Below are 25,357 nucleotides of genomic sequence, written 5' to 3'. Positions count from 1 at the left end.
TTTTACAAAAAATAACACATAGACAGATTCACCTGTTGGAAGGAGCCGGAACATGAGCAGTATTCCCAAAATTGTCATCCTAGGCGCGGGATATGGAGGTATTTTGACCGCCCAGCGGCTGCAGAAAGCTTTGAATTATAATGAAGCTGATGTGACCCTGGTTAACCGCCATGAATATCATTATTTCACTACCCATCTGCATATGCCAGCTGCGGGAACGGACAGCATTGAACATACACGCGTATCTATCTCCAAACTAATAGACGAATTTAAGATCGACCTCGTGAAATCTTCCGTGCAGGAAATCCGTACCCAACAGAAAAAAGTAATTCTTGAAGACGGCACGCTCTCGTATGACTACCTTGTCATTGCCCTCGGAGGCGAGCCGGAAACCTTTGGTATTCCCGGACTTGATAAATATGCGCTGACCATCCGCAGCATTAACTCCGTGCGGCTGATCCGTGAGCATATTGAATATCAGTTTGCCAAATATAAGAACGAAAATAACGCCCAGGAGCATATTAACTTTGTGGTCGGCGGAGCGGGCTTCAGCGGCATTGAATTTGTGGCTGAGCTGGCGGACCGGATTCCTGCCCTCTGCAAGGAATACGATGTAGACCCTAGTCTCGTTAATATCTACAACGTAGAGGCTGCCCCTACGGCACTGCCGGGCTTCGCACCTGAGCTGGTTGAGCATGCGATGGCTGTGCTGACCAAGAAGGGGATTACCTTCAAGATGGGCGTGGCTATTAAGGAATGCCTGCCCGGCGGGGTCATTCTCGCAACCGGTGAAGAAATCAAGGCCTCGACGATTGTCTGGACCGGCGGCATCCGCGGGAACCGGCTGATTGAAGCAGCAGGCTTTGAAGCCATGCGCGGACGGGTGAAGGTGGATGAGTACCTGCGTGTGCCGGGGCATGAAAATATCTTTATCATTGGCGACGGCTCCCTGATGATTAATCCGGAAGGACGCCCGTACCCGCCGACGGCACAGATTGCGATGCAGCAGGGCGAGTGCTGTGCCCACAATCTGGTGGCGGCGATCCGCAGCCAGCAGCCGAAGAAGTTCGTCTTCAGCAACAAGGGAACAGTAGCCTCACTAGGCAAAGGCCAGGGCATTGCGGTAGTCGGCGAGAAGACTTATAAGGGCTGGACGGCAGCCCAGCTCAAAAAAGTAGTCGATATGCGTTACCTGTTCATCATCGGCGGCATTCCGCTGGTGCTGAAGAAGGGAAGGTTCTTCTAGGATGCGCCACTGCAGCGTACAAGTCCGCGGGCTGTTGACGCGTGAGGAGCTGGACCGTTACAACGCTCTGATCGAAGTGGGATCTTATCTGGAGGATCAGAGCCGGTATGACCTGGCTTACCCGGTCCAGAAGGAGATTGATCTGCTTATTCAGCCCGCCATCGAGCGGCTGAAGGATAAGAGCCGGGCCCGCGACAAGGCGACGGCAGAGTATCTGGAGAGCCTGCGCACAGAGGATGATGATGAGGACGAATAACTTCACACAGTATGAATAAGGTACGGAGGGCGGGCTGCTAACACGGCTCTCCGTTTACAATAGCCGCCTTTAAGGGCGGCCGGTTAATGGCTAACAGCAGAGAAAAAGACCGCTACCTTTGACAGGGGCGGTCTTTTTTTTCGGCGGAACGGGCTTTAGAACGGTTAGGCTGAGACGTTTCCACCTGAAAGCTTTTCGGAAAAACGTCCCCTATCGAGGCGTAAGCAGTCTGCGGAATTGGATTAAGTCGAAAAAGGTTAGCTATTTGTCAGGGAAACTATATAGTTGAGGGGTTAGTTGGAAAAAAGATGCTTAATTTTACTGTTTTTACGTCCAAAGAGGAATTTAGGCTGAAATAAGTGTCGATTTTACAACTAATCAGTAGTATTCCAGTGAAATCGAAGAATTAAGTGTCATAAATCCAATTAATCGTTGAGACTATTGCTGGGGATCGGCCAGGCCAGCCAACCATAACCAAAGAGGAGGGTCTCCCGCAGGAAACCATCCTCTTATCATAAATTACAGCTTAAGCAGCTCTTCAAAGCTTTCCGGTGTCAGCAGGTTGCCGACATAGAACGGGCCGAACTCGCCGTAGCGGGCGCTGACCTCGTCGAAGCGCATTTCGTACACCAGCTTCTTGAACTGCAGCGCATCCTCGGCAAACAGGGTTACGCCCCATTCCCAGTCGTCAAAGCCGACGGAGCCGGTGATGATCTGCTTCACCTTGCCGGCATAGCCGCGGCCGATCAGCCCGTGCGAGTGCATCAGCTCCCGGCGTTTATTCATATCGAGCATATACCAGTTGTCGGCCAGCTCGCGCTTCTTATTCATCGGGTAGAAGCAGATATGCTTCGCCTGCGGCAGAACCGGCTTCAGGCGTGCCGCCACATGCGGATTCTGCATCGGATCACTGCCGTCTCCGGCACTTCCGCCTGCAGCATAGTTGCTCAGCTCGACGATACTGACATAAGAATAAGACTTCGTAGTATATTGGGCAAAGGCAATTTTGTTAAAGGCGGTTTCAAGGGCGTTCAGCGCTTCCAGGCTTTCCCGCAGAAACATCATCACGAAATCGGCCTTCTGTCCGACGATGGCGTACACCGCAGTGCTTCCTTCCTTGGCTTCCTCGACCGGCCCCCACTCCTCCATGAAGGCATGGAGCTCTTCCAGGGCTACGGCGCGCTCCTCGTCATCGGCAGCTGTCCAGGCCGTCCAGTTGATTGAGCGGAAGTCATGCAGGGCATACCAGCCTTCCAGCGTCAAAGCGGCTTCGTTCATGTTCGTTCTCACTCCTTAAAAGTTATAAGCTAAAGGCGTTAAATCCGGTTCCAAAGCATACGCTTCTATGTATGATCCGGTTAATCTATATGCATTGTATCGCATGCGGACGGGCAAGAGCAAACGCGGGGCTGCTGTTTTGGCTGAAAGCGGATTCGGAAGACAAGAATGTTCATTGCTTCGTTACATTTTTTCTAGTAAACTTACTATTAATTAAGCAGTGGTGTGCGGTTATTTATAGAAAGGGGATGGCGGTAGGATGGGATTTCTTCCTGTATTTGTTCTGGCCGTGTTGTTCTTTGTCATGATGTTTGGCATTGGCTTTATCCTTAACATGTTAATGAAGACAACCTGGTTCCCCGCCTACCTGTTCGTGATTGTTATCCTGCCTGTGGTGGTCTATTCCATCTGGGACCGCAATGCCATGACGCTCTGGGAGCATCTCGGCAGCTTCCGCATCGTTGATTATCTGACCGGAATTGCCGGGCTTACGGGTGCTGTGCTGAGCGGCTGGACCATTCAGAAGCTGCGGCTGGGCGGCTACAAGATGTTCTAAAGAGCAAGACTGCATATAGACGGCTGCTGTTCCTGTAAGGGACGGTGTGGCCGTTTTTTTATCATTTTCGGGGACAAGGCCGAATAACTTGAAGGATGGCTGGAAAGATGCGGCACCGGACTTTCTCTTATTATTCGCTATCCTCAGCAAGATTTCAAAAGTTGTCGATAATAGGCCGAAAACCGGGTTATTTGGTTCTTTTTTTACATTTCCGAACGGATGTTTTGTGATAGAATAGAAATCTGTATGAATTCGTATATAAAAGGGGGAGATATCCGCAGATGCGCATGAGTAACCTGCATCATTTCACCGAACATCACCGGTACTGCGTTTCCCGCGAATTCGGTCTTAGCCATGTTGATTCCCGTATGCTGGGCTCGGTCTATCAGCCGATGGTAGGAGCCTTTGCAATCAGCCTTTACAGGCTGCTGTTTGAGCATATTCCTGCTGAATCGATCGGCTACTCTGCTGTAGAGCAGCAGCGCAGGCTGTTTATGACGCTTGGCGTTGAACCGAACGAGAAAGGCCGCAAATATTTAGTGGACCAGGCTTCCCGGCTTGAGGCGGTGGGGCTGCTTGCAACCTGCCGGATCTATATGCCGGAGAATGATGATTATATGTATGAGTACGAGCTGCTGCCGCCGCTGTCTCCGGCTGATTTTTTTGCAACCCAGCATCTGACGCTGCTTCTGCGTGACAAGATCGGCAAATTTGCTGTTCTGTCGCTCCGTGAGCAGTTCTGGAGCCGTGAACCGGAGGAATGGAGCCGCCGCTCGGCCCTCAAAGAGAATATTTCCCTGCCCTTTTATGATATTTTCCAGTTAAATACCCATGTTATAGATTATGAGCTGGAGCAGGCACTGGCTGAAGTAGCTACAGTGAAGCAGCCTGGCTTCAGTGAAAGCAGTGAAACGGCTATCGGGTACAGCGACATTATTCTGCGTTTTCCGCGGGAGTCGGTGAACCGGGTCCATGTGGAGAAGCTGCGCTTTGACCATACCCAGATGGGCGTGATCAACTATGTGGCCCGCAAATATGATCTGGGTCCGCAGGACCTGTGCCGGCTGCTGGATGAAGACGGAATGTTTACACCGGACGGCGAGGTTATTCTGGATACACTGCAGCATAGTGCCAGCCAGCATTTCCGCCAGGACATGAAGCGCCAGGAGAAACGGGAGATTGCGGCGGCTAAGGTCGTCTCGCTGCGTGCGGCGGCATCGGGTGACCTGGATGATCAGGTGATTCCGCAGGAGCAGCCGGTGGAGATGGAGTATTATGTCGAGGTGCCTCCGCAATTCCTGTCCAAATGCGATATACACCAATATAATATGATGCTGCGCAACGAGCCTTATACCCGGCTGCTGCAAACCTTTTTTCCGGGGGCGGTTCCGGGCCAGCTGATGGATATCTTCGAGAAAATAGATCTGAACTACAAGCTCAGCGGTGAAGTCATCAATGTGCTGATCCATTATCTGATGACAATGGTGGCTTCCGGCGGCGACCAGCGGATGAACCGCAATTTTGTGGAGGCGATAGCCTCGAACATGCTGGTCAAGCAGGTGAATACCTACGAGAAGGCTGTTCACTACATCCGTGACCAGTCAAAGGTCAAAGGAAAGGGGTCTGCCTCCGGTACCGCCGGAGCAGCTTCAGGAACGCGGCAGCGCACCTATAACAAGGGCGGACGTGCTGCGAAGCCGGACATTCCGATTGTGCTGGATGACGGAAGCGCGGGCACAGTATCGGAAGAGGAATTCGCGGCGATGATGAAGAAAGCGGCCGAGATTAAGGCCAGTAAGAAGAAGGGCGCCCTGAGGACGCCGTAAAGAAAGCGAGGTGCAGCCATGGAGTCGATGAGCGAAGTGCTGCGTTCGATGAACAATCCGGCCCTGCGCCAGCGTTCCCGCGATCTTGAGCAGAACCTGCTGAGTAACCCACTGGTGCAGCAGCTGAAGGCCGAGCATCCAGAGCTGGATGACCAGCGGCTGAAGCTTCACCTGAGCCAATTGTTCCAATATGTGCGGGAGAGCCGGAATTGTGCAAACTGTCCGGGCCTGGAGAATTGCCCGAATGATTTCCAGGGTCATTACAGCAAGCTTACGGTAGAGAGTGTAAACGGTACGCCGGATTTATTTGAGCGCAAGACAGCCTGTAACCTGAAGATTGCCCAGGATAATCAGGACAGCATCCGCAGACGGATCCGCAGCTTCTATGTGGATGAACGCGTGCTGAACGGCGGCTATGATGAGATGGATATTATGGGCAAGGACCCGCGCCGGGCCTCTGCCGTGAATAAAATTTTTGATTATATTACCGGAGTGAGGGAAGACGGGCTTACACCGCAGGGGATTTATCTGCATGGTACCTTCGGCACCGGCAAAACCTTCCTGATGTGCTATCTGCTCCATGAGCTGGCGGTCGCCGGATACAGCGGCGTCATTGTCTATATGCCGGATTTCATTGAGGATCTCAAGTCGATTATGCTGGACGGGCAAAAGCTAAAGGAAACGGTGGATACACTGAAAAACTGCGACCTGCTGATTTTCGATGATATCGGTGCGGAAAATCTGAATCCGTGGGCGCGTGACCATGTGCTGGGGGCCATTCTAAATTACCGGATGAACCGCAAGCCAACCTTTTATACGTCCAATTATCCGCTCGACGGACTGGAGAAGCATCTGAGCTTCACCAGTAAGGATGGGGAAGAGCAGCACAAGGGACAGCGGCTGATGGACCGGATCGCTCCCTTTGTCGAGGTTATTCCGCTGCACGGCGAGAATCAGCGGGGAAGAAACCGTTAGGCTGCTGGCTCAGCAATACAAAAACAGCGGTGCAGGAATGAAGATATCCCTGCACCGCTGTTTATTTTGACGAACATCACTCCAAAAATACGAATTTCACAATCACCATTCCGAAGAACACCAGTGTCATAAAGCCGGTCATTCCGATGAAGCCGGTTAATAAATCACCCAAATCGTTGCGGGGCTCCTCATTAACATGCTCCCGCGGGTCACGTGTCTTGGCATTGAGCTCCAATACGTTCTCCTCCTTGCGCTTGCAAGTGTGCACTGCAATGGGTTACAGTAATACATGTGAGGGAAGTCATTGACAATTAATGCGTTTTCTTAAAGTATACGTAGTCTCATTCCTGTTGTAAAGAAGCTGGATTTTGCTAAATAATTGATTTTATACAATGTAATTGCCTAAAACATTTCCCAAAAGCGCAGTATCTATGTTATACTTGGGATGTGTCGGTAAATGGTAATCTGGTTATCATATTACATGAAGCATTTTTCCAGCTAACCTTACAGAGTGAATTCGTTTCAGCAAGCGCACGCTAATGAGGCGGATGCAGCTCTGCAAAATTAAAGGAGGAACAATATCATGGCTATCGTTAACGTGTCTGACCAGTCCTTTGTAGGCGAAGTTGAAGGTCAGGGTACTGTAGTAGTAGATTTCTGGGCGCCTTGGTGCGGCCCTTGCAAAATGCTTTCCCCTATCCTCGAGGAATTGTCCGCCGAGCTGGGAGACAGCGTCAAAATTGCTAAGCTGAATGTGGATGAGAATCCGGAAACAGCTTCCCGCTTCGGCGTTATGAGCATCCCTACCCTGATCTTCTTCAAAGACGGTCAGCCGGTGGATAAGGTTGTCGGCCTGAACTCCAAGGATTCCCTTAAGAATATCGTAGCTAAACATCAATAAAATGTAGCTTTGACTACTGAATAAGATCTGATTACAAAGCGCCTTCGGTTTATCCGGGGGCGTTTTGTGTGTTAAAATTACTGTAGTAAGCAGTCCCGCTGACCCGGGGCAGCTTCATGAATGTGCAAGTTACAGGTGGGGGAGAAATTATGGATTATAGCGAGAATATCCGCAACAAGCTGGCGCTGCTGCCGGATCTGCCCGGGTGCTACCTGATGAAGAATGAAGAGGGCACCATTATTTACGTGGGCAAGGCGAAGGTGCTGAAGAACCGCGTCCGCTCTTATTTTACAGGCAGTCATAACGGCAAAACCCAGCGTCTGGTCGCGAGCATTGTTGATTTTGAATATATAGTTACTTCCAGCAATATGGAGGCGCTCATTCTGGAGTGCAATCTGATCAAGAAGCATATGCCGCGTTACAACGTGCTTTTGAAGGATGATAAGACCTTTCCTTATCTCAAAATAACGAACGAAGCGCATCCGCGCCTTGAGGTAACACGCCGGGTGCTTAAAGATAAAGCTAAATATTTCGGTCCGTATCCGAACTCTTATGCGGCCCAGCAGACCAAGAAGCTGCTTGACCGGATGTATCCGCTGCGCAAATGCGGGGTCATGCCCAAGGAGGTCTGTCTCTATTACCATATGGGCCAGTGCCTCGCCCCGTGCGAGAAGGAAGTGCCCAAGACGGCATACGATGAGATTATCCGCGATATATCGTCATTCTTAAGCGGCGGCCACGAGGCGGTCAAAAAGGATCTGCAGCAAAAAATGCAGGAGGCCGCGGAGGAGCTGTATTTCGAGCGTGCTAAGGAGCTGCGTGACCAGATCATGCACATCGATGCCCTGATGGAGAAGCAAAAGATTAATACGGCGGATACGAAGGACCGTGATGTGTTCGGCTATGCCGTGGACAAAGGCTGGATGTGTGTGCAGATTCTTTATATGCGCCAGGGGAAAATGATCCAGCGCCACTCTTCGGCATTCCCCTTCTACGGGGAGGCTTACAGCGACTTCATGTCGTATGTGACGCAGTACTACAGCGACAATCCGGCTCTGCCGCAGGAAATTCTGCTGCCGGAGGAAGTCAGCGAGGGCACGGAGAAGCCATCCGGAGCCTCGGCGGCTGCAGCAGTGACGGCAGGCAGGCTGGCTGCAGAGCTGGACAGCGAGGTTGACGGGGAGCCGGAGGCAGAGAATGAGGCTACGTCGGCTGTAACGCTGGAAGCGGCCAGCGGAGCTGCGGCCCTGCAGGAATGGCTGGGCCTCAAGGTGCTGGTGCCGCAGCGCGGGCTGAAGAAGCAGATGGTCGGCATGGCCTGCCAGAACAGCCGGGTTGCACTGGACGAGAAGTTCAGGCTGATAGAGCGGGACGAGGAGCGGACCTCGGGCGCGGCGTTCAGCCTCGGCCAGAGCCTTGGCCTGGAATCGCTGAACCGGATTGAAGCGTTCGATAACTCGAACATCCAGGGAACGAATCCGGTCTCGGCGATGGTCGTGTTCATTGACGGCAAGCCTGCCCGCAAGGAATACCGCAAGTATAAGGTCCGCACCGTACAGGGCCCTGACGATTACGAGACGATGCGCGAGGTTATCCGCCGCCGCTATGAACGGGTGCTGAAGGAAGATCTGCCGCAGCCGGATCTGATAGTGGTCGACGGCGGCAAGGGGCAGATCTCTTCAGCGATTGATATTCTGCAGAATGAGCTGGGACTGTACATTCCTGTCTGCGGCCTGGTCAAGGATGACAAGCACAAGACGGCGCAGCTCCTGATCGGGGATTCCGCCGAGCCGGTGCCGCTGGCGCGGGACAGCCAGGAGTTCTACCTGCTGCAGCGCATCCAGGATGAGGTTCACCGCTTCGCGATCACCTTCCACCGCGAGCAGCGCGGCAAATCGATGGTGACCTCAAAGCTGGACTCGATCCCCGGCATCGGGGAAAAGCGGCGTAAAGCGCTGCTCAAGCATTTCGGCTCACTGAAGAAGATCAAGGAGGCGTCTATTGAGGATTTCCGCGTGCTCTCCATCGGTGAGAAGCTGGCCGGGCAGATCCTGGCCGCGCTTAATGATGAGGAGACCGCGGTTGAGGCAGTTGCTCACAGTGAGGAAGAGTAATTATATGTGTTTATTCGGGCCGGCCCATTGGGGCCGGCTTTTTTTTGCTTGGCGGCTGTCGGGAGCGGCAGAGTGCAGGGCAGTGCCTCTGATTCAGCCGAGCCGGGGGGTGAATGGTGAAATGAAGGCTAAATGCCTTTGATTCAGCCGAGTCGGGGCTGAGCGGCCAAATGAAGGGCAAAAATGCCTTTGATTCAGCCATATCGGGGCTGAACGGCGAAATGAAAGGCAAAAATGCCTCTGATTCAGCAGAATCAGGGCTGAACGTTGAAATGAAGGGCACAAATGCCTTTGATTTAGCCGAACCGGGGCTGAACGGCGAAATGAAAGGCAAAAATGCCTTTGATTCCGTCGAATCGGGGCGGAGCGGCGAAATAATAGGCAAATAAAGGATAGGTGGATATTAAAAAGAAATATATATAATACAAAATTAACCAAAATAGGAGGCTGGTTATGGAGTTAATATTTCTGCTGCTGCCCGAGTTTTTGATGGAGGTGTTTACGATACTGGTTGCCTTGGTGCTGTACGACCGGTTTTTTAAGCGGAGATAAGCGGGAGGGACCGGCGGCCGGGAGAATAAGGTTTTTTGCAGAACAAAAAGGTGCTCCGTCAGACTGCCGGATATACAGCAGCCTGCGGAGCACCTTTTTTATTCTCTGAAGCCTAGCTCAGCCATCCTGCGGGCTGGAGCGGCTCGTCAGGACCCTGCGGGTCCTTGCGGTTAGTGCTGTCCGGCGGATTGAACCGGTACACGATATAGCCAACGAGGAACGGCAGAATGATGGTGATTATGCCCGCCGCGATATTGACGCTCTCCTGCATGAAGATCAGGGTCATACCGATCAGGATGCTGTCGAATACCACATGGGCGAACATGACCGCGATAAAGCCGTAACGCAGAAAAATATAACTGAACAGCAGCCCGATCACAGTCAGCTCAATCGGTCTTGAAATAACCGGATAGATCGGGTACAGCGTGTGCCCGAAGGCCCAGATCACGGTGGTGATGAGGGAGGCGATGAAGGTGTTTTTGACCAGCTTTTTGAGCATCCGGATTCCGAACAGCCGGTAGACGGCCTCCTCGGACAAGCCGGCAAGCCAAGCAACAATCGGCAGCAGCAGGGCATATCTCATGTTGTATGGAGACTGGCTGGCATCCGTCGTTGACCAGTTATCAAGCGTTAACGAGAGAATGATGAACATGACGGTCTGCACACCAAGCAGAACGAATGCCCATACGTAACCCGCGCGCAGACTGTCCAGCACATACCTGCCGTAGCCGGGCTCTTTGGCGCGCGGCCAGGGATTCAGGCCCTCCTCCTTACGCCACAGCCCGTCGCCCCCCACCAGGGAGAAGTAGAGCAGGGAGGACATCAGCAGGCTGTAGAGGGCATAGATGATGAACATAAGGACAGACGTTATTCGGGACTCCGCAGTGTCCACGGCCGGTTCAGGCAGCATGTTATAGGTGCTGATCATCATAATCGTAAAATGAATCGAGCTTAAGGTGATGCCACGTACAAAAGAGGTATGGCTCCGCCGCAGAATGCTGAAGATCAGCGCCAGAAGGCCGAGCGCCAGCGTCGGCACTGCGTAGCCGAACAGGGTCAGCTTGTTAGCCAGTGAGGTCTGGTTCTCCACGTAGCTGTCATGCCAGGCAGGTGCAGCAAAGCCGGCACGGAAATAAGACAGGGTCCCGTTCAAATAATTAAACTGATATTGCAGCGAAGACTCGCCAACCTGGAGCGAGCTGTCCGAATATACAAGCCCGTAGCCGTCCGTATTCGCTTCAATCTGCAGCCTGGCCGGATTGGCGCCCCACAGCTTAAGCCAAGGGCTGGCCAGGGCTTCCTTTTGCTGCAGTGACAGTCCGCCGTTCTCGCTGCCCTCAAGATAAACGCCCCGGGAGGTTCCCGGGCCGGGAGGATCGCCATAATCCCAGCCGTCACTGGCATGGGCATAGCCGTTCCGGGCAAAGGCGGTAACCCCGCCTGTGTACATATTAAGATCAACGGCAAGCAGCGGATCTGCGGCTCCGGCAGTATAGAGCACGGCATGATAAACATCGAACGGATACCGCTGATCCAGCTTGTTGTCATTGTAGCTCTGCAGGAGCTTTTCACGGGACATATAGCCGTAGAAGGAAGAATCAGTCTGGTAGCTTACCGTCCACCGGTCCTGATCGCTCTGGACATGCCCCAGGTGCTCTGCAGCAAAGGCAGCTGCCTTGTCACGGGCTTCAGTCTTACTGATGGCAGTAGCGGCCCCGCCATTGAGCAGCTGCGGAACCACCTGGAACATCAGAAATACGATAAGACCGATTATGCCTGCGAGGATAAGTTTTTTTGAAAGGGGCCGCTGCTGTAAGGGCTGGCCGACGGGATTCATGTAACGCCTCCTTGATGGATTATTCTGCAGTCATTGCATTCTGTTTCATTATAAAGGACGGGCAGGAACGTTACAAAAGCAAGCCGCCCTTGTCTATCACTACATTTACGTAAACAAGCCCCGGCTTATGCCTCTTTGGGCCATGTCTTTTTGCCGGCGGGCTGAATCAGGCTCAGGTGATAACAGGCAGCCCCTGCCGGAAGACAGCATAATGCTAATGGCAGGGCGATCAGGGCGGTCAGGCCCAGCAATCCGAAGTCCGGTGCAGCTCCGCTGTGCAGCCCGGAATACATGAACCTGTTCAGCACAAAGCCGTTCAGGGGGCCTAGCAGAGCCACCGGCAGCATTATAATATTCAGCACGCGTGATTTCAATGTGCAGTATTCAATCTGCAGCAGGCCCAGGACGACGGTCAGCGCCAATGCAGAGAGCAGATAGGAATACAGCAGCCAGGCGATGCCATGTGACCACTCCTCCATTCCGGTACGGCCTGCAAGCAGAGCGGTAACGCTGCCGGCACATGCTGAGAGCATCAGCACAGAAAGAGCCCGCATAACAGTAGTCCAGACTACAGCGATTCCGCTCAGCAGGAGGGCCAGCCGGCTCTGCGGAAAGCTAAGCAGCCAGGACAGATGCTTTCGTTCAATACCGGTGCGCAGCGTCATCCATATGCTGCCGAGCATAACGAGCATTGAGAACAGCGGCTTGATGAAGTCGAGGATCACGACTTCCTCCTCCAAGGCAAAGCCGAAGTAAGCAACAGCGGCAATAAGGAGCGGAACAATCAGCTTGAGTATCCGGATTGCCAGGTGCTTCTCTATACGGTGTACACGGCTGATATGCAGCCGGTAGAGAAGCAGATAGGGTGTAAGACGGCCGGCAGCACCGCGGCCGGACTTTATCCGCAGCGTCCGGGAGGCCGTGCGGGAACCGGAGCGGTGAGCGGAAGGGCGGTCTGCCGTTGCTGCGGCATTCATTCCTTTGCCCGCAATAAGCTTCATGAACAGATGGCAGAGGGGCCAGCCGGCCAGACATAACGCCAGCGCGGCAAGCAGCACACGGCCGGAAGAGACGGGAGCCGAGGTGTAAAAGTCCTGATTGGCAGCACCCAGAGCGCTTTCTGCCATGAAGGGGAGTATCCAAATCATTAAATACGGGAACAGCAGCAGCGCGCTCAGGCGGGAACGCAGAAACAGGCTGACTCCCAGTCCTAAAGCAACCGCGAGCGGCAGGAATGCCAGAATAAACAGGGTGTAGGCAGAAAGCTGATAAAGAAACCCGGGTGCTGTAAGCGGCTGATACCAGTCTTCTCTGACGGAATAATAATAAAGGATAACGGCGGCGGCCAGTACCGCAAGGGTGATGTTCAAGCTGTGCCGGAGCAGGCTGAACAGCTGGGCGTATAACAGCTTCAGCCTGGAATGCGGAAAGGACAGTATCCAGTCCCGCTGGCTGCGATTCATAAAGGTAACCATCTGCAGTGCGGAAAGGGCGGTTACAACGGACCATAGCAGCAATGAGGCATAGATGAACGGAACGCGTTCCGATACACGGATCCTTTCCAGGTTCAGTCCGGTCATGAACAGCAGAAAAATGATGGCCAAGGCTGCAAGCAGGCTGTAGTGTTTACCGCGCCGGGATAGGCTGTAGCGGCTGTATTCAAGATTGACAAGTGTCTTCATTAAACTCATGCAAACACTTCCCTGTAATGGGATTCTACCGATTTACCGGAGCGGCGGAGGGCATCTACCTCATCAACGCTGCGGATTGTGCCCCCGCCGATGAGGATCAGCCGGTCAAAGAGCAGCTCCATTTCCCGGATATCATGGGTTGCGATCAGGAAGGTCCGTGAACCGTCAGCGAGCTCGCCGACTACAGCCGAAGCAATCCGTTCCCGTGATATTAGGTCTACGCCGGTGAACGGTTCGTCAAGGATAATCAGCGGCGCCCTGCGTGACAGGCAGGTCAGCAGCTGAAGCCGGGCCTCCTCTCCGCGGGACAGCGAGGATATGGCTGCGTCTGTGGAAACGGACAGCTCTGCCTGCAGCTCCTGCGCCTTGGCCGGATTCCAGTCCGGATAGATGCCGGCGGCAAAATCAAGCCATTCCCTGACGCTCAGCCAGCCCGGCAGGCTGCTGCGGTCCGGCAGCAGCGACAGCTCGCCGAGCCGTTCTGCTCCTGCCGGCTTGCCGAAGATGCGTACCGAGCCGGAATCGGGCGCAGCCAGCCCGGCAATAATGCGCAGCAGCGAGGACTTGCCGGCTCCGTTGGGACCCAGCAGTCCGGTCAGGCTGCCCCGGGGAATGTCGAAGGTGACGTCACGGAGAATGCTCCTTTTTCTCAGGGTAAGCCCTAGCCCCGTGCACTCTACCGCTGACGAAGCCTCTACACCGGATAGGTCAAAATTATATACTGTCATTGGAATCCTCCTTATCGAATTCAAGTAATTGTGCGGCAGTGATGCCGAGCTTCCCTGCTGCTGCCTTGAAATCCTGTATTGCCTTGCGCATCATAACTTTGCGTGCCTCGCCAATCGCCGTATCATCCCTGGTGACGAAGGTACCCTGCCCGCGGTAGGTAACAATCAGGCCTATACGCTCCAGCTCCTGATAGGTTCTGGCTGCGGTGGTAGGATTGACGCCCCTGCCTGCTGCGAGCTCTCTTACAGAAGGCAGACGTGAGCCGGGCGGTATTTGTCCGCTGACAATTCTTCCTTGTATCGCTTCAACAAACTGCTCGTAGATCGGCAGTGAGGGGTTGATCTGAAACGGCTCCGGCAAAAGCTCAAAAGGCTGATCCATAGGCTTCTGCCTCCTTATTCTGCTGTTTATTAACAGATGCGTGTATGGGGTATATCCATACACTTTATGAATGGAGTGTACCACTACACACCATACAATATCAAGAGAAATGAATCACAGCTGAAAATCAGGCTTTGTGATGCTGGACAATAACGTTTATAATTTGTATGTTTATCGGATCAATATTAATTTTGTGCTGACAAGAAGCAATTGAAAGGATGAGCCGCTTGGCTTCGCCGTTTCCTAAATTTCCGGAATTCAAATTCCTTAAGCTGTCCCCGCCCCAGATTCTGGTGCTGGGCTTCGCGGCAGTCATCCTGGTTGGAACGCTGCTGCTGATGCTGCCCTTCTCCAGCGCATCCGGGCAATCTCTGAGATTTATGGACGCGCTCTTCACCGCAACCTCCGCGACCTGTGTGACCGGGCTTGTCGTGGTGGATACCGGCTCTTATTTCAGCCTGTTCGGCCAGACGGTGATTCTGGTGCTGATGCAGATCGGCGGCCTCGGGTTTATGACCATGGCTACCCTGTTCGCACTGCTGCTGAGACGCAGAATCTCGCTGCGCGACCGGCTGATTCTTCAGGAGGCGATGAATCAGAGCTCAATGGAAGGGATTGTAAGGCTGATTCGCAAGGTGCTGGTATATTCACTTGTAATAGAAGCGGCCGGCGCTGTGCTGCTCACACTGCGCTGGGCGGCAGATATGCCGTTCGGGCGCGCACTGTACTTTGGTGTCTTTCATGCCGTATCGATGTTCAATAACGCCGGCTTTGATCTGTTCAGGGATTACCGCGGACTGACAGCTTACGCCAGTGACCCGGTTGTCAATCTGGTCGTCATGCTGCTTATTGTCTCCGGCGGGATAGGCTTTATTGTAATGGCTGACCTGTTCGATTACCGCAAGACCCGCAGGCTGCTGCTGCACAGCAAGGTCGTCCTGACGATGACGGCTGTGCTGATTCTGACCGGAGCGGCAGTGATTTTTGTGTTTGAGTTCACGAACGCACGTACACTCGGCCCGCTTAATATCGGCGGCAAGATATGGGCTGCATTCTTCCAGTCGGTTGCGCCCCGTACAGCGGGACCCAATACGGTAGACATCGGAGGCATGCGCCAGGCTTCGCAATTTTTTATCGTGATGCTGATGTTTATCGGGGCTTCCCCTGGCTCGACAGGCGGCGGAATCAAGACAACGACCTTTACGCTGATGATCGGGGCGGTTGTCTCCATGCTGCGCGGACGGGAGGATATCGTACTGTTCCGTTACCGGCTGGCCCAGGAGCGGGTATTCAAGGCACTGACCATTACGCTGCTCGCCGTGCTGCTGATTGTCACAGTGTCGATGATTCTCTCGACTACTGAAGGGTGGCCGTTTCTGATGATTCTGTTTGAGACTACATCGGCTTTTGCGACTGTCGGCCTGACGATGGGGGTGACACCGGAGCTGACAGATGCGGGCAAAATCCTGCTCTGTCTGACGATGTTTGCCGGACGGCTTGGTCTTTTGACGCTGGCCTATGCACTGGGTCCGAAACAGGGTAAACCCTTGTATAAGTACCCGGAAGGTAAAATGATAATTGGATAAGGGGAAAAAGAAATGTTGAAAGCACAGCAGTTTGTTGTGATCGGCCTCGGCCGCTTCGGCTCCAGTCTGGCACTGGAGCTGATGGCTATGGGCTATGAGGTGCTCGGAATCGACCATCTGGAAGAGCGTGTGGAGGAAATGAGCGGGAAGCTGACCCATGCCGTTATGGCAGATGCAACGGATGAAAACATCATGCGTTCCTTAGGTGTACGCAATTTTGACTGCGGCATTGTGGCAATTGGTGATAATATGGAGCGGAGCATTTTGACGGCGATCCTGCTAAAAGAGCTGGGCGTGAAGCAGGTGGTTGCCAAGGCAATCACGATTCTGCACGGCCGGGCGCTATCCAAGCTGGGCGTGGACCGGGTTATTTTTCCGGAGAGGGATATGGGCATCCGTGTAGCGCATCAGCTGGTCACTCCCCATCTGCTGGATTACATCGAAATTTCCAAGGACTACAAAATTGTCGAGCTGACCGTTCCCTCCTGCATGGACGGTAAAAGCCTCTCCGAGCTGAACACCCGCGCCAAATACGGCTGCAGCATTATTGCACTGAACCGCAAGGACGGGATTATCGTTGCGCCTACTGCGCATGATTACGTGAGCCAGGGTGATATTATGGTCGTCATCGGCTCCAATGAGAGCATTGAGGAGTTCGAGGATGGGGCGGTTAACGCGGACTGATAAGGAATAATAGAGCTAGGAACAAATGCATGTAAGCCCAGACTCCTGTCCGGGCTTTTGTCATTCCAGAAAATGTCCGTTTCCAACATTTAATAGATTTTGTCATTGGCATTTATTTGTTTTTACAAATTTTTTTCGAGAAATTTCACTGAAGTTATATATTAACTGATTCTTATAATGTTAAAATAACGGTAAGCATGCCTTTGTTCAGTGTTTTACACAATATAACTTGTAAGCGTTTAAAATTTCATCTAAATTAAAGTAGGGGGATGTAACATGAGTTTGCGTTTTGATTTCGGACCCGCTGGTGCAGCGGCAGAAGGCTTCACCAAAGTGTCTGCTGCAGACAGCTATGACGCCGCTAAAGGCTACGGCTTTACAGATGTATCACAGGTGACAGAGCATGTCCGGGGGGAGCAGCAGCTTACCGGGGATTTTGTTATACCTTTTAATACGGCTTTTCTGGCCGATGTGGAAGACGGGAATTATATTGTCTCTATTCTTACCGGGGATGAGGCGGCGCCGTCCTGCACATCCCTTAAGACTAACGGGGAGAGGCTGATCCTTAACAGTTACCGTACCGTTGCCGGGCAAGTATCACGGGAAATGTTCGGCGTGAACGTGCGCGGAGGCCAGCTGAAGCTCAGATTCGGCGGTGTTGCCCCGCGGATTAACGCGCTGGAAATCACGAAGACGAGCGAACAGATTACGGTGTATCTGGCCGGTGATTCAACAGTAACGGATGTCGGCGATGAGAAGGGCTTTCCGTTCTCCGGCTGGGGGCAGATGCTCCAATACTTTTTCAAGCATGATGTCACGGTTGCCAATCATGCTGTAGGGGGCCGCAGCTCCAAAAGCTTCATCGGGGAAAACCGGCTTCAGCCGATTCTGGACGAGATCAAGGAAGGCGATTATTTGTTCATCCAGTTCGGGCATAACGACCAGAAATCGGACGAAGCACGCCATACAGATCCGCTGACAACCTATCCGGAGCATCTGCGCCAATATATTGACGGTGCGCGCGCCAAGCAGGCGATCCCTGTGCTGGTCACCTCTGTGCACCGCCGGTATTTCGATGCTGCCGGCAAGCTGACAGATACACACGGAGCTTATCTGGAAGCTGTCAGAAAGCTGGCTGAAGAGGAAGAGGTACCGCTGATCGATCTGGCCGAGAAGAGCCGGCGCTTGTTTGAAGAGGCGGGACCCGAAGCGACCAAGTCTATTTTTCTGTGGGGAGCACCGGGGGAATGGATGAATCATCCCGGCGGTACCGTTGACAATACACATTTCCAGGAGCGCGGCAGCCTGCGTATAGCGGAACTGGTTGTTCAGGGAATAAGAGAGCTCGGCCTGCAGAAGCTCATTATGTTTCTTAGATAGCTTGCTCTGATCATCTACAGGGAATAGAGATTATAGGGGGGCGCACTATGAAAAAAATACCGATGATGCTGCAGCTAGCGTTAATTCTGTTCTGTATCATGGCTATTCCGACAGCCATCCTTACCTGGTACAGCGGTTCGCAGATTATTGAGAACTCAGAGGCAGCCATCGGGGAATCAACGCTTGCCGGGCTTAATGCCAACCGCAAGCTGAATGAAAATGCACTGGCCAACCTGGCACAGGACACGTCGCGTCTCGCGGCAACGAGTGTTTTTGACCGGATCCGCAGCTTCGAGACGTACGAAGAAATTAATTCCAACTATACGAATGTCAGCCTGGGAAAGGCCGTCACGAATGAGCTGCTGAATCTGAACCGCCGGGTAGACGGCGTAGCTTCTTCCTACTTTTATCTGGACGGCTCAGATTATGTAGTTTCAACGGACAAGAGCGTGACCAAGCTTGAGCGCTATGAGCCGATGGACTGGGTGAGCGCAGCCCTTGAGAATCAGCGGGGAATCAGCGGCGTATGGGTACCACGCAAGCTGGATACCGGCGAAAATGTCGTCTCTTACGTATATCCTCTTAACCGGCTGTCTTCCAACACACACGGAATCATCGTAGTCAATATGAAGGAAAGCCAGATCTTCAAATATCTAAATGCCACAGAGGTCGGCAACAGCAGCAATCTGCTTCTGGATGCAGACGGCAAGGTGATCTCCTTCAATGATAAATCTCTGCTGCTGTCAGACGGCTATGAGCTGCCGTTTCTGGGCGAATTGCTGAATCAGAGTATTAACGAAGGCTACGCCTTCCGGGAGCTTGACGGTAAACGGATGGTTTATGCCTGGACCGGCTCGGCGTTATCTGGATGGCGGAATGTCAGCTGGAGCTCGCTGGATGAGATGATGGCTGATTCCCGGGAGATGCAGGGGAATATTATCCTGCTTACCGGTGCCATTATTTTGCTTGGCACCTTACTGGCTATCTTTTTCGCCACCTGGCTGTCCAGACCCCTCCGGCAGCTGGTGCGGACTATACGCTCCAAGAGCGATTTGGGCGTGGTAGGCAAAAATGAGCTGGCCTTTCTGGACATGGCCTTCAAGCGGATGCAGGAGGAGGAGGAGAGCCTGTTCCAGCTGCTGCAGGAGCGCGAGCAGGATACCCGCAGTCTCGCTGTCCACCGTCTGCTGCGCGGGGAGATCCCGCCGCGGATCACTGAAATCTTTCCTGAAGCTTATTATCGGGTAGTTGTTGTCTCAATCGACCGTTACAGGATATATGTCGGCAATACCAGTGTGGAGACCCGGAGCTATCACCGTTACCTGCTCAACACAAAATACGAGAGTCTGTTTCCGGAGAGTATTCTGGCCAGCTCGGTCTATCATAACGACGGCTGTATGGTCATTGTGATGAATTTTGCGCCGGATGAGGAGGATCAGGGCAGGGGCCGGGTTCATCAGGTGCTGGAAATGATCCGGGATGAATCGCTGGCATTGCTGGAGCATACCGTTACGATCGGAGTAAGCGATGTGGCGGATGCCCCTGAAATGGTGGCTGAGCGGCTGTTCGAAGCGATGGAGTTGATCAAGCAGCGGATGATCAACGGGGCCGGAAGCATTATGTACTGGGATGAAGAGGAGCACAGCCGCAAATATATCGACTTTGACTGCAGCGAGCGGCGGATTCTCAATTTCCTGGATGCCGGCAATCTGGACGGGATTGTTAAGGAGCTTAAGAATATCCGCAGCCAGATCAGTGCAGAAGAGAACATTTCCTATGATAATATCATGTTCATTTATCACCAGCTGATGGGCGCGACGATCAAGCATCTGCGTGAGAATCATATCGGTACCGGAAGAATGATTGTCGGCAAGGGCAACATCTACAGTATTCTGGCTGCTATGGATACGCTGGATGAGCTGGAGGAATACCTGCACGGGATGTTCAGGGAAATCGTCCAGAGCCTGGATCACAGCACCGGCGAGTCAAATCACGGGGAACGGATCTTTCAATATCTTAAGGAACATTATCGTGAAGAAATTGTATTCGAGGATATGGCAAAGGAAATCGGGATCAGTTACTCCTATATGCGAAAAATTGTATATGAGCAGACCGGTAAAAGCATGATTGATTTCCTGAACCAGCTGCGCATTGAAAAGGCCAAGGAGCTGCTGCTGGACACCGACCTGACGATTAAACAGATTGCTGCAGAGGTTGGATATTATAATCTGCAGAGCTTCAACCGCTTCTTCCGCAAATATGAAGGTATGCCGCCGAGCAGCTACAAGTCGGCCAAGAGCAAGGGCTCCTAGGAGCCCTCTCGGGGCCGCCAGCCGGCGGTTTTTTTTGCTTTTTAGCCATAATGAAAGCGTTTTATTTTTGGGAATGCCTATCATATTTGATTATGAACATGCCGTGAAAGCTGATAATACCGCGCTCTAATCAAATTTGATCGGAATCATCAATACTCATGATTTGCAAAACCGGATAATCGGGATACATTGGATTCACACCGGATCACACAGCCGGCCAAAAGATAAAATGTTGCAGGGGGTGAGACTTTGAAAGCTGCAAGCGCTTCACAAACCAATCAGGCCCTTTTATTAAGAAAAAAATACGGGCCGCTCTATTATTTGCGCCGTGACTGGCAGCTGTATCTGCTGGTATTGTTTCCGCTAGCTTTTGTAATCGTTTTCAAATATCTGCCGATGACCGGGCTTGTAATCGCTTTTAAAGACTACAAAATTGCCAGAGGCTTCTGGGGCAGTGAATGGGTAGGCTTTGAAATTTTCCAGCAGATCTTCTCTAAGCCTGATTTTACACGGGCTGTCCGCAATACGCTGCTGCTCAATGTGCTTGACCTTATATTCAGCTTCACGATGCCGATCATCCTGGCGCTGATGCTGAATGAGGTGAAGAGTGTCAAGTTTAAACGGGTTAACCAGACCCTGCTGTACCTGCCGCACTTTCTGTCCTGGGTTATTATCGGGGCAATCGCCTACCAGCTGCTCAGCGAAGGAAACGGTGCTGTCAACAATTTCATTGCATTGCTGGGGGGCAACAGAATTCCGTTCCTGCAGGAGGATACGAACTGGCTGATCAGCTATCTGGCCATCGGCGTATGGCACAGTATGGGCTGGGGAACGATCATCTATCTGGCCGCAATCAGCGGGATCAACCCGGAAATGTATGAGGCGGCAACCGTTGACGGGGCCGGACGCTGGAGAAAGGTATGGAATATTACCCTTCCTTCTATCCGGGCAACCATTGTAACGCTGCTGATCATGAGTCTCGGGAAGGTTATGGACGGCTCATTTGAGCGGATCTGGTCCATCCAGAATAAAGCAACCACGGAGTTCACGACCACCATACCGGTGCTTGTATACCGCTGGGGGATTGAATCCGGTAATTTCAGCCGGGCTACAGCGATTGGACTGTTCCAGTCCGTAATCGGCATTATCCTGGTAATATCGGCTGACCGGATAGCCAAGAAGCTTGGCGAGGACGGAATTCTATAGAAAGGAGAGGAACCATGAAAGCATCAACCGTAAGTCCTGCCGCACCCGGCAAGGGCCGCATAGATATTTATGATCTGCTGATCAAATTCGGCCTGGTCCTGGCTTCGCTGATATGCCTCCTGCCGTTTGTGCATGTGGTGTCCAAATCTCTCAGCTCAGACTCCTTCGTCATTGCCAATAAGGTCTTTCTATGGCCGAGGGGCTTCACTTTGGAAGCGTACGGCAAAATTTTTGCCGATGCCAGTATTCTCCGGTCTTTGTACATCTCAGTAATTGTAACCGTACTGTTCACTATTCTGGGGATGTTCCTGACCATCTGTGCGGCTTATCCGCTGTCCAGAGCCCAGTTCAAAGGCCGCCGGGTCATCACCTTCATCTTCCTGTTCACGATGTATTTCAGCGGGGGGATTATCCCGGATTACATGAACATCAACAATCTGGGCCTGATGGATACGATCTGGTCGCTGGTTCTGCCGCTCTCCTTCAGTGTCTTTAACCTGCTGATCATGAAGACCTCTCTTTCGAGCAGTATTCCTGTCAGCCTGGAGGAATCCGCACGGATTGACGGCGCCGGACACTTCCGGATTCTCTGGAATATAGTGATTCCGCTCTCCAAGCCGATTATCGCGACGCTGTCCCTTTTCTTCGCGGTTGGACGCTGGAATGCCTATCAGGACGCGCTGTTCTATATCAAGCATGCGACCGATCTGCGGCCGCTGCAGCTTAAGCTGTACTATCTGGTTATTCAGGCCACTGAAAGCTTCCAGCTGGAAGCAACCACGGTAACACTAAGTAACCCTGAGGTTCTTAAGGCGTCCGTTGTTGTGTTTGCTACTTTGCCTATTCTGTGTGTATATCCCTTCGTCCAGAAATACTTTGTACAGGGTGTTATGCTCGGGGCAGTCAAAGAGTAATTATATGTTCCACAGCAGTACTACTTCAATACGAAAACTATAATTGGGGGAATTGCGATGAACAAAAAAGGGTATGTATCATTATTGATGGCCTCGGTCATGACGGCCGGTATGCTGGCCGGATGCTCCGGCAACAACAATAAACAGAATGCCGCAGCCACTAACAGCCCTGCAGAGACAGCGGCAGCTACTAACGCTGCTGCCGAAGGGAAATACCCGGATTATTCACAAGGCTTCAAGGACAAGGTTTCGCTTGATATCCCGGTCTATGAGCGTGCGTTCGAAGGCTGGAATGTAACGGACAACTACTACACCCGCTGGGTGCAGGCGGAGTTCGGAGACAAATACAACATTGATGTTAACTTTATCCCGATTACCCGTAAGAGCGAAGTTATCGACTTTGAACAGCTGCTGGCATCGCACAAGGCTCCGGATATCATCTTCCACTACGATATGCCGCAAGCGCTTACTTACTATGGTGAGGATGTTATGCAGCCGCTGGACTGGGCTGAAATTGAGAATTATGCGCCAACGTACTGGTCCAGCATGGGTGAGACCATCAAGCAGTATGGTATTGTAGACGACAAGAATATTTTCTTCTACGCAGCGCGTCCTGAAGCTGATAACTTCACTACTATTATCCGTAAGGACTGGGTAGAGAAGGTGGGCATGAAGGTGGAGGATCTGACCTCCCTTGAGAAGTACAACGAAATGCTCGTGAAATGGAAAGAAGCCGGACTCGGTGTAACCGGCGGCAGCCTGACTGCAAACAGCTTCAACTACAACTACGCCTTCCGTGACTGGCCTATCGATGCCAATTATCGTGCGCTGTATTCCGACCTGAGCGTAGCTGACTTCACTACTAAGGATACAGAGCTATGGCTGCGTAATCTGAACTATCAGTACAATAACGGCCTCATTGATAAAGAATTCTATCTGCGTACTGATGAGTCTAAGATTAAATCGGAATTCGTTTCCGGGAAGACAGGCACCTTCGGCCTTTATTTGACCAATAACACAGATGTTATTGCTGCTACCTTGGCAAATAACCCTAGTGCTGAGTTTGCTATCGTGCCTCCGTTTGCAGGTGTTCCGGAAGGCAAGCAGCCGCAAGGCCGTGCCTACTGGCCGTTCGGCTTCATCATGGGAATCAACTACGAAACCACCGATGAAGAGCGCGCTGCAGTCTGGATGTACCTGGAATGGCTGAGCCAGCCTGAGAACCTGTTCAAGTTCCAGAACGGTGTTGAAGGCGAGAACTACACGCTTGACGCAGAAGGCATCGCTGTTAAAAATCCGGATTACAAAGGTGAATCCGTCCTGTCCCAGAACAACAACAAAGACTACTGGGGTCTTGTAACAGAAATCGCCCAGTATCCTGAGCCTGAAAAGACACTCAAAGCGAACCTGCGCAACTGGGCTCCTGCCGGCTATGAATATCTGGCTGATGATCTGGTGAAGTACTACAACGAAGTAGCTGAATACCGTACACCGGATGCTATGTTCACAACTGTTCTTGAAAAGGTAAACGAATACAAAGCAGACCTTAATACCCTCTTCCAGGAGCAGTACGTGAAGATTGTCCTGGCACCTGAAGCTGAATTCGACGCCAATTACGAAGCAGCCAAGAAAGCTTACCTGGATGCAGGCTACCAGGAAATCCTTGACGAGAAGCAAAAAGCAATCGATGCAGGCCAGTTCCGTTAATCCGGAAGCAATCGGTATCTGAACAACAGCAGGTATGACAAATCCCCGGCAGGTCGTTCCATAGTAATATGGAAGCCTGCCGGGGATTTGCTGTCTATTCCCGGCCTGCCAGGAACACTTCCTCCGTAACCTGTACAAGGCAGCGCGAAGCTGTGCTCAGTCCGCCGTTGCCCGGATAAATGAGGCAGGTGGTGCGCTGGGTCTGCTCAAGCTCCTTGATGTGGAGGGAGACCAGCCCGCCGCCGTTCAGCAGCTCCGGACGCAGATACGACTTCGGCAGTAGTGCGGCGGCCTTGATCGTCGGCAGCAACCGGACAATGGCCTCGAAGGAGTCGATCTCCATCCGCACATCGGGATCAACGCCGCAGCGCTGGAACAGCTCATCAGTCATGCGGCGGTACCAGGTGCCTTTGGAGAACAGAATCATCGGCAGCCGGCTGAGATCATCCATGGTGAGCTTTGCGCTCAGGGTCAGCGGATGGTGCTCGGAGACAACCAGCCTGAGCTGGTCCTCAAACAGTGGAATGCAGCGCAGGCCCGGCTCCTGGATGGAGGAGGCGACGATACCGACATCACTCCGTCCCTCGCTGACCGAGGAGACAATCTCATGCGTCCGGCCGGTGATCAGCTTCAGCTCGGCGGCCGGATATTTCTCCATGTAGGCGTTCACAAGCGGCGGCAGCGTCGTCTGCAGGGTGGTAAGGCTGGCCCCCAGGGTAACCAGCTGCGGCTCACCCTCCTTGAACTTAGACAGCGCTTCAAGGAATTTGGAGCGCTGCAGCCGCTGCTCAAGCGCATAAGTATAAGTGAGGCGTCCGACCTCGGTCAGCTCCAGCCGCTTGCCGAACCGGTTGAACAGGGTAACGCCGAGGCGTTCCTCCAGCTTGGAGATTTTGCGGGAGAGGGCGGGCTGGGAAAGATTGAGCTGGCGTGAGGCCCGGTTCAGACTGGAGTGCTCGACAACTGCGGCAAAGATGTCCAAATCATCAAACATAAGGGGATCTCCTTTGGAACAATCTGGGGTAATGCTGTTACTTTACGCTTCATAGCTATGGATGAAAGTGATAATACTCATAGCAGATCCGGTCTTAAAGGCTTGTCCTGCATCGTAAAAAGACGATAGAACCGGGAAATCTCTGCTCTAAATGAGAATTATTATCATATTAAAAATATTCTTATGCAAATATAGTATAACGTTTAATAATTAGATTGCAATTCCCTTATAA

22 protein-coding genes are annotated in these 25,357 nt (G+C 52.5%); 15 read left to right on the top strand and 7 right to left on the bottom strand.

The features are described 5' to 3' along the window. Positions 1-52: 52 nt before the first annotated feature. Positions 53-1,246 carry an NAD(P)/FAD-dependent oxidoreductase gene (locus tag R70723_RS26115; RefSeq protein ID WP_039876843.1) on the top strand — a complete coding sequence of 398 codons (1,194 nt, stop codon included), beginning with the start codon at positions 53-55 and terminating at the stop codon, positions 1,244-1,246. Between the two features lies 1 nt (position 1,247). Continuing rightward, positions 1,248-1,502: a hypothetical protein gene (locus R70723_RS26110; RefSeq protein WP_039876841.1), complete on the top strand. Its 255-nt coding sequence runs from the start codon at positions 1,248-1,250 to the stop codon at positions 1,500-1,502. Positions 1,503-2,021: 519 nt separating this feature from the next. On the opposite strand, the gene hemQ is transcribed toward R70723_RS26110, so the two are convergent. After that, positions 2,022-2,780 carry a hydrogen peroxide-dependent heme synthase gene (hemQ, locus tag R70723_RS26105; protein ID WP_039876839.1) on the bottom strand — a complete coding sequence of 253 codons (759 nt, stop codon included), beginning with the start codon at positions 2,778-2,780 and terminating at the stop codon, positions 2,022-2,024. A 259-nt stretch (positions 2,781-3,039) separates the two neighbouring features. On the opposite strand from hemQ, the gene R70723_RS26100 reads away from it, so the two are divergent. The 3 genes from R70723_RS26100 to dnaI all read left to right on the top strand — a co-directional run bounded on the left by R70723_RS26100 (position 3,040) and on the right by dnaI (position 6,137). After that, positions 3,040-3,336: a YuiB family protein gene (locus tag R70723_RS26100; RefSeq protein WP_039876836.1), complete on the top strand. Its 297-nt coding sequence runs from the start codon at positions 3,040-3,042 to the stop codon at positions 3,334-3,336. Positions 3,337-3,617: 281 nt separating this feature from the next. Next, positions 3,618-5,162 (top strand): replication initiation and membrane attachment family protein, encoded by a 1,545-nt coding sequence (locus R70723_RS26095; protein ID WP_039876834.1) that lies wholly within the window; start codon positions 3,618-3,620, stop codon positions 5,160-5,162. 18 nt (positions 5,163-5,180) lie between these two features. Next, complete coding sequence (gene dnaI / locus R70723_RS26090; RefSeq protein WP_039876831.1) at positions 5,181-6,137, top strand: primosomal protein DnaI; 957 nt, start codon at positions 5,181-5,183, stop codon at positions 6,135-6,137. Positions 6,138-6,213: 76 nt separating this feature from the next. On the opposite strand, the gene R70723_RS33615 is transcribed toward dnaI, so the two are convergent. Further along, complete coding sequence (locus R70723_RS33615; protein ID WP_144027162.1) at positions 6,214-6,372, bottom strand: YqzM family protein; 159 nt, start codon at positions 6,370-6,372, stop codon at positions 6,214-6,216. A 348-nt stretch (positions 6,373-6,720) separates the two neighbouring features. On the opposite strand from R70723_RS33615, the gene trxA reads away from it, so the two are divergent. The 3 genes from trxA to R70723_RS26075 all read left to right on the top strand — a co-directional run bounded on the left by trxA (position 6,721) and on the right by R70723_RS26075 (position 9,541). Beyond that, positions 6,721-7,038, top strand: coding sequence for a thioredoxin (gene trxA / locus R70723_RS26085; protein ID WP_039876829.1), 318 nt, complete (start codon positions 6,721-6,723; stop codon positions 7,036-7,038). Between the two features lie 149 nt (positions 7,039-7,187). Further along, entirely contained in the window at positions 7,188-9,152 is a 1,965-nt protein-coding gene (gene uvrC, locus R70723_RS26080; RefSeq protein WP_039876826.1) for an excinuclease ABC subunit UvrC, read from the top strand. A 170-nt stretch (positions 9,153-9,322) separates the two neighbouring features. Continuing rightward, on the top strand, positions 9,323-9,541 hold the full coding sequence (locus tag R70723_RS26075; RefSeq protein WP_039876823.1) for a hypothetical protein: 219 nt from the start codon (positions 9,323-9,325) through the stop codon (positions 9,539-9,541). A gap of 275 nt (positions 9,542-9,816) precedes the next feature. On the opposite strand, the gene R70723_RS26070 is transcribed toward R70723_RS26075, so the two are convergent. From R70723_RS26070 to R70723_RS26055, 4 genes are all read right to left on the bottom strand, one after another. Next, positions 9,817-11,541: a CPBP family intramembrane glutamic endopeptidase gene (locus tag R70723_RS26070; RefSeq protein ID WP_039876820.1), complete on the bottom strand. Its 1,725-nt coding sequence runs from the start codon at positions 11,539-11,541 to the stop codon at positions 9,817-9,819. 125 nt (positions 11,542-11,666) lie between these two features. Next, a complete protein-coding gene (locus R70723_RS26065) occupies positions 11,667-13,232 on the bottom strand; it encodes a hypothetical protein (protein ID WP_039876819.1) in 1,566 nt (521 codons plus the stop codon). Continuing rightward, on the bottom strand, positions 13,229-13,960 hold the full coding sequence (locus R70723_RS26060; protein ID WP_039876818.1) for an ABC transporter ATP-binding protein: 732 nt from the start codon (positions 13,958-13,960) through the stop codon (positions 13,229-13,231). The genes R70723_RS26065 and R70723_RS26060 overlap by 4 nt, the downstream gene beginning before the upstream one ends. After that, positions 13,947-14,342: a GntR family transcriptional regulator gene (locus R70723_RS26055; RefSeq protein WP_047171237.1), complete on the bottom strand. Its 396-nt coding sequence runs from the start codon at positions 14,340-14,342 to the stop codon at positions 13,947-13,949. Before R70723_RS26055 ends, R70723_RS26060 begins: the two co-directional genes overlap by 14 nt. A 227-nt stretch (positions 14,343-14,569) precedes the next feature. Between R70723_RS26055 and R70723_RS26050 the strand changes: the two genes are divergently transcribed. From R70723_RS26050 to R70723_RS26020, 7 genes are all read left to right on the top strand, one after another. Next, entirely contained in the window at positions 14,570-15,928 is a 1,359-nt protein-coding gene (locus R70723_RS26050; protein WP_231574782.1) for a TrkH family potassium uptake protein, read from the top strand. A 15-nt stretch (positions 15,929-15,943) separates the two neighbouring features. Further along, positions 15,944-16,612, top strand: coding sequence for a potassium channel family protein (locus R70723_RS26045; RefSeq protein WP_039879296.1), 669 nt, complete (start codon positions 15,944-15,946; stop codon positions 16,610-16,612). 276 nt (positions 16,613-16,888) lie between these two features. After that, positions 16,889-17,992, top strand: a complete 1,104-nt coding sequence (locus R70723_RS26040) for a rhamnogalacturonan acetylesterase (RefSeq protein WP_039876817.1) — start codon at positions 16,889-16,891, stop codon at positions 17,990-17,992. A 47-nt stretch (positions 17,993-18,039) separates the two neighbouring features. Then, positions 18,040-20,304, top strand: coding sequence for an AraC family transcriptional regulator (locus R70723_RS26035; RefSeq protein WP_039876816.1), 2,265 nt, complete (start codon positions 18,040-18,042; stop codon positions 20,302-20,304). A gap of 249 nt (positions 20,305-20,553) precedes the next feature. Beyond that, positions 20,554-21,510, top strand: coding sequence for an ABC transporter permease (locus tag R70723_RS26030; RefSeq protein ID WP_039876814.1), 957 nt, complete (start codon positions 20,554-20,556; stop codon positions 21,508-21,510). A gap of 14 nt (positions 21,511-21,524) precedes the next feature. Next, on the top strand, positions 21,525-22,424 hold the full coding sequence (locus R70723_RS26025) for a carbohydrate ABC transporter permease (protein WP_047171235.1): 900 nt from the start codon (positions 21,525-21,527) through the stop codon (positions 22,422-22,424). Between the two features lie 57 nt (positions 22,425-22,481). Then, positions 22,482-24,131, top strand: coding sequence for a type 2 periplasmic-binding domain-containing protein (locus R70723_RS26020; RefSeq protein WP_039876813.1), 1,650 nt, complete (start codon positions 22,482-22,484; stop codon positions 24,129-24,131). A 94-nt stretch (positions 24,132-24,225) separates the two neighbouring features. Here R70723_RS26020 and R70723_RS26015 read toward each other — a convergent pair whose 3' ends face one another. Then, complete coding sequence (locus tag R70723_RS26015; protein WP_039876811.1) at positions 24,226-25,125, bottom strand: LysR family transcriptional regulator; 900 nt, start codon at positions 25,123-25,125, stop codon at positions 24,226-24,228. Positions 25,126-25,357 lie beyond the last annotated feature (232 nt).

The sequence above is a fragment of the Paenibacillus sp. FSL R7-0273 genome (assembly GCF_000758625.1).
In the GTDB taxonomy this organism is placed as follows: domain Bacteria; phylum Bacillota; class Bacilli; order Paenibacillales; family Paenibacillaceae; genus Paenibacillus_AQ.
Note: the sequence above shows the minus strand (reverse complement) of the source record. Positions and strands in the feature narration are given on the sequence as shown.

What these genes read in the sequence shown, in the direction of transcription:
- R70723_RS26110 (WP_039876841.1), top strand. Translation starts at nt 1,248, where the DNA reads ATGCGCCACTGCAGCGTACAAGTCCGCGGGCTGTTGACGCGTGAGGAG.
- R70723_RS26060 (WP_039876818.1), bottom strand. Translation starts at nt 13,960, where the DNA reads ATGACAGTATATAATTTTGACCTATCCGGTGTAGAGGCTTCGTCAGCG.
- R70723_RS26115 (WP_039876843.1), top strand. Translation starts at nt 53, where the DNA reads ATGAGCAGTATTCCCAAAATTGTCATCCTAGGCGCGGGATATGGAGGT.
- trxA (WP_039876829.1), top strand. Translation starts at nt 6,721, where the DNA reads ATGGCTATCGTTAACGTGTCTGACCAGTCCTTTGTAGGCGAAGTTGAA.
- hemQ (WP_039876839.1), bottom strand. Translation starts at nt 2,780, where the DNA reads ATGAACGAAGCCGCTTTGACGCTGGAAGGCTGGTATGCCCTGCATGAC.
- R70723_RS26065 (WP_039876819.1), bottom strand. Translation starts at nt 13,232, where the DNA reads ATGAGTTTAATGAAGACACTTGTCAATCTTGAATACAGCCGCTACAGC.
- R70723_RS26070 (WP_039876820.1), bottom strand. Translation starts at nt 11,541, where the DNA reads ATGAATCCCGTCGGCCAGCCCTTACAGCAGCGGCCCCTTTCAAAAAAA.
- R70723_RS26100 (WP_039876836.1), top strand. Translation starts at nt 3,040, where the DNA reads ATGGGATTTCTTCCTGTATTTGTTCTGGCCGTGTTGTTCTTTGTCATG.
- R70723_RS26095 (WP_039876834.1), top strand. Translation starts at nt 3,618, where the DNA reads ATGCGCATGAGTAACCTGCATCATTTCACCGAACATCACCGGTACTGC.
- dnaI (WP_039876831.1), top strand. Translation starts at nt 5,181, where the DNA reads ATGGAGTCGATGAGCGAAGTGCTGCGTTCGATGAACAATCCGGCCCTG.
- R70723_RS26040 (WP_039876817.1), top strand. Translation starts at nt 16,889, where the DNA reads ATGAGTTTGCGTTTTGATTTCGGACCCGCTGGTGCAGCGGCAGAAGGC.
- R70723_RS26015 (WP_039876811.1), bottom strand. Translation starts at nt 25,125, where the DNA reads ATGTTTGATGATTTGGACATCTTTGCCGCAGTTGTCGAGCACTCCAGT.
- R70723_RS26075 (WP_039876823.1), top strand. Translation starts at nt 9,323, where the DNA reads ATGAAGGGCAAAAATGCCTTTGATTCAGCCATATCGGGGCTGAACGGC.
- uvrC (WP_039876826.1), top strand. Translation starts at nt 7,188, where the DNA reads ATGGATTATAGCGAGAATATCCGCAACAAGCTGGCGCTGCTGCCGGAT.
- R70723_RS26055 (WP_047171237.1), bottom strand. Translation starts at nt 14,342, where the DNA reads ATGGATCAGCCTTTTGAGCTTTTGCCGGAGCCGTTTCAGATCAACCCC.
- R70723_RS26025 (WP_047171235.1), top strand. Translation starts at nt 21,525, where the DNA reads ATGAAAGCATCAACCGTAAGTCCTGCCGCACCCGGCAAGGGCCGCATA.
- R70723_RS26020 (WP_039876813.1), top strand. Translation starts at nt 22,482, where the DNA reads ATGAACAAAAAAGGGTATGTATCATTATTGATGGCCTCGGTCATGACG.
- R70723_RS26035 (WP_039876816.1), top strand. Translation starts at nt 18,040, where the DNA reads ATGAAAAAAATACCGATGATGCTGCAGCTAGCGTTAATTCTGTTCTGT.